At 42.9% G+C, this 6,020-nt stretch carries 4 protein-coding genes, 1 rRNA gene and 1 other annotated feature; of the genes, 1 reads left to right on the forward strand and 4 read right to left on the reverse strand.

From position 1 onward, the window contains the following. Positions 1-153: 153 nt before the first annotated feature. From serS to guaB, 3 genes are all read right to left on the reverse strand, one after another. On the reverse strand, positions 154-1,431 hold the full coding sequence (serS, locus tag AS888_RS02485; protein WP_061140634.1) for a serine--tRNA ligase: 1,278 nt from the start codon (positions 1,429-1,431) through the stop codon (positions 154-156). Between the two features lie 64 nt (positions 1,432-1,495). Next, positions 1,496-1,722, reverse strand: a binding site (T-box leader). Positions 1,723-1,790: 68 nt separating this feature from the next. Then, positions 1,791-3,110: a D-alanyl-D-alanine carboxypeptidase family protein gene (locus tag AS888_RS02490; protein WP_155645357.1), complete on the reverse strand. Its 1,320-nt coding sequence runs from the start codon at positions 3,108-3,110 to the stop codon at positions 1,791-1,793. A gap of 174 nt (positions 3,111-3,284) precedes the next feature. Continuing rightward, positions 3,285-4,748, reverse strand: a complete 1,464-nt coding sequence (guaB, locus tag AS888_RS02495) for an IMP dehydrogenase (protein WP_061140635.1) — start codon at positions 4,746-4,748, stop codon at positions 3,285-3,287. A gap of 112 nt (positions 4,749-4,860) precedes the next feature. Here guaB and AS888_RS02500 point away from each other — a divergent pair, with 112 nt between their 5' ends. Next, positions 4,861-5,826: a YaaC family protein gene (locus AS888_RS02500; RefSeq protein WP_061140636.1), complete on the forward strand. Its 966-nt coding sequence runs from the start codon at positions 4,861-4,863 to the stop codon at positions 5,824-5,826. A 73-nt stretch (positions 5,827-5,899) separates the two neighbouring features. Here AS888_RS02500 and rrf read toward each other — a convergent pair. Beyond that, positions 5,900-6,015: ribosomal RNA gene (rrf, locus tag AS888_RS02505) — 5S ribosomal RNA — on the reverse strand. Between the last annotated feature and the right edge of the window lie 5 nt (positions 6,016-6,020).

Consider the following 6,020-nt stretch of genomic DNA (forward strand, 5'->3'; position numbering starts at 1 on the left):
TGGCTCGAAGAGCCCAAATCTCGTAACCTTTGGTCAAAATTTCAAAGGAATTTCAAAAGGGGTTCGGAATTTTTTAATTCCGAACCCCTTTTGTCTACAAACTGAATCAGCCTCTTTTCTAAGGAGGCTGATTTTCTTGCATTCGCTGAAAACTTACGGTTTAATGACTTCCGCACCGCGCATATACGGCCTTAATACTTCAGGAATGATTACACTGCCATCTTCCTGTTGATAATTCTCCAAAAGGGCTGCAACAGTACGGCCAATCGCCAAACCAGAACCGTTTAATGTATGAACGTGCTCCGGTTTGCCTTTTGCATCACGTCTGAAGCGAATATTGGCCCGCCTAGCCTGGAATGCTTCAAAGTTACTGCAAGAAGAAATTTCACGATACGTACCGTAGCTCGGGATCCAAACCTCGATATCATACTTCTTGGCAGCCGTGAAACCAAGATCGCCCGTGCACATGCTTAGCACCCGATATGGAAGGCCCAGCAATTGCAGGACTTTTTCTGCATGACCTGTAAGAGTCTCCAACGCTGCATAAGAATCTTCCGGCTTCACGAATTTCACTAATTCAACCTTGTTGAACTGATGCTGACGAATCAACCCGCGGGTATCCCGTCCGGCAGATCCAGCTTCGGATCGGAAAGAAGCGCTAAATGCCGCATAGCTAATCGGCAGGTCATCGCCACTCATGATTTCATCACGGTGGTAATTCGTCACAGGCACCTCGGCTGTAGGAATCAAGAAGTAATCCTCACTTTCGATCCGAAAGGCATCTTCCTCGAATTTAGGCAATTGACCAGTGCCCGTCATGCTTGCACGGTTCACCATATATGGAGGCAGCATTTCCTCATAGCCGTGCTCTTCGACATGAAGATCCAGCATGAAGCTGATTAAGGCGCGCTCCAGTCGAGCGCCAAGACCTTTATAAAAAACAAATCGGCTTCCAGTCACCTTAGCCGCCCTTTCAAAATCAAGGATACCTAAATCTCCAGCTACATCCCAATGCGGTTTAGGTTCAAACTTGAACTCAGGCACTTCGCCCCATTTGCGAATTTCGACATTATCGTCTTCCGTCTCTCCCACCGGCACACTTTCATGAGGGATATTGGGGATGGAAAGCAGTAACGTGTCTAATCTGCCCTCCACTTCACGAAGCTCATCATCGAACCCTTTGATTCGATCGCCGACTTCACGCATTTCGGAAATCATCTGATCCGCATCCTTTTTCTCTCTTTTCAAGACGGCCACTTGCTGAGAAACTTCATTCCTTTTGCTTTTCAATTTTTCCGTTTCGGCAATCAGCGTGCGGCGCTTCACATCAAGCTCCTCGAATTTCCCTAAATCGGTTAAGTCTTCTCCTCTGAATTGCAGTACTCGTTTTACTTCTTCAAAATTATTTCTCACATATTTCAAATCCAACATTTTTCAATTCCTCCTTCTTATTTTTATGATCTATAAAAGAACGCAAAAAACTCCCGTCCCCTAAAGAAGGGACGAGAGTTAACCCGCGTTGCCACCCTAGTTGAAGGCATATGAAAACTGCCTACCACTTACCAAGATAACGGCTTTTAACCGAAAGTAATTACTGGCCCAAAAGGGGCTTTCCATACTCTACTCCAGGAGGGATTCACAAAATTCTCACACCGGTTTCCACCAACCACCGGCTCTCTTCGGAAAGAAATCATTGTTACTAATTCCTGTCATTGCTTTTGTTCGTATCGGATTGTTTTCCATAATGTACTATAATTTTATACATTACGCAACACTTTTATACACGAATATTAAAACCAACCTTTAACAGTAGAAGCTACACTGCTCCATACATCCCCGAAGAATCCGCCAACTGCCCGCATGGATAATACGAACCAATTTGCTTTTTCTACCGTTTCGGCAGCTACGACATTAACTTTTGTTGAATTGCCGTTAATGTACCCGTAATCTTCGCCCTTTTTAGGAGTGACGGTGATGTAACCGAGCTTTTCACCTTTTTTGATTGGTGCCGTCAGCTTACCGGCTTCGTTCAATTTGTTTTTATCGATCACTAGATCGGTTTTATAGTTATCTTTACCGCCATTTTCAACTAGCAGCTCAATTGCTTTTTCTGATTCAATCTTGACGCTTTTTTCCTTACCTTTAACAACCGAAAGGGTTTCTTCCCCTTTCACCTGATACTTGGCTGGAAGGACTTTTTCTTTTTTGAAGGTTGCATACGCATAGTTCATCAGCTTGGTGCTGTCGGCAAAACGTTCATTCTTATTAGTGGACTTCATGACGACCGTGATATAGCGTTGACCATCCCGTATGACCGTACCTGTATGGCCATAGCCGGCATAATCAGTGGATCCCGTTTTCAGCCCATCCACGCCTTTATATTCGAATATAAGGCCTGGCAGCATCCAGTTGAAGTTCGGATATTCCTTACCATCTCGGAATTTCAATTTGGAGATGCTGGCGATTTTTAATACCTCAGGATAATCGTTGATAAGACGATAGGCAAGCAGAGCAGTATCCTTCGCTGTCATGACGTTTTCATCATCTGCTTTACCGGTAGGGTATTCCCCCAATAAATCGGAATTGTTCAAACCGCTGGCATTTACGAATCTATGATTTTTCAAGCCTAATTTACTTGCTCTTTCGTTCATTAATTTAACGAAATTCTTTTCACTTCCGGAAACAAGCTGAGCCAATGCAACTGTCGCTGCATTTCCTGAATAGATGGCCATAGCTTGATAAAGTTCTTTAACTGTATAGTCCTCACCTTCCGTCAAACCAACATTCGACAGATTCGGTGCTTTTGAAAGATCATGCACATACTTATTGATTTTTACTTTTTGATCCCAACTGATTTTCCCATTTTTAATGGACTCCATTATGATGTACTCAGTCATCATTTTTGACATGGAAGCGATGCCCAATACTTTATCGGCATTTTTTTCATACACGATTTGACCTGTTTTACCATCAATGATGATGGCTGCTTCTGCTTTTAAACCTAAATTATCAGATTCAGCAACAGCTTCCCCCGGTTGATAGGCAAATTGCGACATAACAAGAACAAAAACAAAAGTGAAAATGAGGGTTATCTTGCTGATTTTTTTCAATTTCCAATACCTCCAACTTTTAAGCTAATCTCTATTAACAAAGAAAAATCTTTATGTAATTCCCTTGACACCTTGTCTAGTTTATCACAGAAAAAATAAAAAAAATAGACAGAGTAATCGAGGACTCTGTCTATTTTCACAATAAATTTTAATGACGGTTAGATGTTAAAATCATTACAAGGAATAGTTCGGTGCTTCTTTTGTAATTTGGACATCATGTGGATGACTTTCTCTTAATCCGGCACCAGTCATTTTCACGAATTGGGAGTTTTCCCTCAATTCCTCCAATGTCGCTGTACCGCAATAACCCATTCCGGAACGAATGCCACCTAGCAGTTGGAAGATCGTATCGGATAATGGTCCTTTATATGGAAGGCGGCCTTCAATGCCTTCCGGAACGAATTTCTTATTATCCTCTTGGAAGTAACGGTCTTTAGATCCCTTTTCCATGGCAGCTACAGAACCCATGCCGCGATATACTTTAAAGCGGCGGCCTTGGAAGATTTCCGTTTCGCCCGGGCTCTCGGTTACACCGGCAAGCATGCTGCCGAGCATGACTGCATGTCCTCCTGCCGCTAGTGCTTTAACGATATCTCCAGAGTATTTAATCCCGCCATCGGCGATGATCGTCTTACCATGTTTTCTTGCTTCCGTCGCACAATCGAAGACTGCCGTGATTTGAGGGACGCCTACACCGGCTACAACCCTTGTCGTACAGATTGAACCAGGACCGATTCCAACCTTCACCACGTCGGCTCCAGCTTCGATCAATGCTTTCGTTCCTTCGGCAGTTGCCACGTTACCGGCAATGATCGTTAATTCTGGATATGTCTCGCGGATCTCCTTCACCACATCCAGAACTCCAGCAGAGTGACCGTGGGCAGTATCAAGGACAATTGCATCGACGTGGGACTTCACAAGCATTTCTACACGCTTCATCGTATCTTTGGTCACACCGACAGCAGCACCTGCAAGCAATCTTCCTTGCTTATCTTTAGCTGAGTTCGGGAACTCAATGACCTTCTCGATATCCTTGATCGTAATAAGTCCTTTAAGAACGCCATGATCATCTACAAGGGGAAGCTTTTCTATTTTATATTTTTGAAGAATTTTCTCAGCTTGCTCCAAGTTGGTTCCCACAGGCGCTGTCACAAGGTTTTCTACCGTCATGACACTGGAAATCTTCAAGGAGAAATCGGAAATAAATCGCAAATCACGGTTAGTAATGATACCAACAAGCTTTTGATCTTCGATATTGTTTACGACAGGCACACCTGAAATCCGATATTTGCCCATCAAATGCTCTGCATCAAATACTTGGTGATCTGGGGTTAAGAAGAACGGATCAGTAATTACGCCGCTTTCTGAACGCTTTACTTTATCAACTAGCTCAGCTTGTGCTTCAATCGACATATTTTTATGAATGATGCCGAGTCCGCCCTGACGAGCCATGGCAATCGCCATCTCAGCCTCTGTCACGGTATCCATTCCTGCGCTGATGATAGGAAGGTTTAGCTTCAGATTTTCGGCTAAACTGACTTGAAGGTTAACATCTTTCGGTAAAACCTCTGATTTCGCTGGAATTAATAGGACATCATCAAAGGTTAAACCCTCTTTTGCAAATTTATTTTCCCACATTATTTTCCCCTCCTGCTTAAAAATATTATTTGTAGGTTATCAATAGGACATACTACTGTCAAGAAGAGAAGTAAATGTTTGATTATTCTATTAATTAGAAGGAGAAGCTGCAATGCCTGAAAACAATGATAATTTCGATAAATATACCCCTTTTTTTTCCGCATCTTCCTCACAACTTTTTTTACAAAAGTGTTACAACCATGAAAAAATTGCAGATGCGGAAATGAAAAGTTACGAAAATTGTTATCCATTCATATATCACTTGGAACATGCAAAAACTTATTATAAACAGGCGGCCATATCTCCGCTTTCGATACAGCCAATCCTATCATTTTATGGTTTTGCTCAACTGCTTAAAGCCTGCCTGCTCACGATTGACCCTAACTACCCTGAATCGACTTCCTTACTTGCTCACGGGGTCACGACGAGAAAAAGAAAAAAGCAGCAATACGAGTTTTTAAAGGATGAAGTGAAAACGCAAAAGAATGGGCTTTTCACCTGCATTGCCGAAAAAATGTTCCATATCAGGCATCTAGAAGGTGAAAAGTATTCCATGGCTACCCTATTGAAGGAAATTCCGGATATGGAAACCTTCTCATGGTCCGCTTCCCGGAATAACTTCATTCCTCTCTTGCAGAACTCCGATTGTTTTCAATTAACCCCAGCCGTACTGGATAACTACCGGATGTCCAGCAGCCGTTTGGAGGAGTTTTTAAACTCCAGAACGAATCAAGTGTACCATATTGAGGAAGCTTCTGGAGCCCTCCTGCTAAAACCTGATCACACCCTCATGCATAATGCCTCTTCTCCGATTCGCTTCAATTGGGCAGAAGGGCAGTTCATGCTATCAATCAATAAAGATTCGGCAGCTTTTTCATTACCTGAACTTTTGCTGCATTATTTGATTTCTTATAATCTTAGTATAATAGCCCGTTATGAAACAGAATGGTGGGCAGAACTGCTGAAAACAATGCCTAACGATGATTACCCCTGTATTGTGCAATTCCTCAAAATAAGCCAAGCTAAGGTGCCATTACTAATATTTGAATGGCTGAAGTCCGAAAGGTTCGTCAATTGATGCTTCCGCCTATTTTAGAAACCGAAACAATGCGAAAAAAGACCAGCCGAGGTGGCTGATCTTTTTTCTAATGGCTTGGCGGCGTCCTACTCTCACAGGGGGAAACCCCCAACTACCATCGGCGCTGAAGAGCTTAACTGCCGTGTTCGGAATGGGAACGGGTGTGACCTCTTCGCTATCGCCACCAAACATAT

Source organism: Peribacillus simplex, assembly GCF_001542915.1.
Taxonomy (GTDB): domain Bacteria; phylum Bacillota; class Bacilli; order Bacillales; family DSM-1321; genus Peribacillus; species Peribacillus simplex_B.

Excerpts from the sequence above, each read along its gene's own strand:
- AS888_RS02500 (WP_061140636.1), top strand. The coding sequence starts at position 4,861 with ATGCCTGAAAACAATGATAATTTCGATAAATATACCCCTTTTTTTTCC.
- guaB (WP_061140635.1), bottom strand. The coding sequence starts at position 4,748 with ATGTGGGAAAATAAATTTGCAAAAGAGGGTTTAACCTTTGATGATGTC.
- serS (WP_061140634.1), bottom strand. The coding sequence starts at position 1,431 with ATGTTGGATTTGAAATATGTGAGAAATAATTTTGAAGAAGTAAAACGA.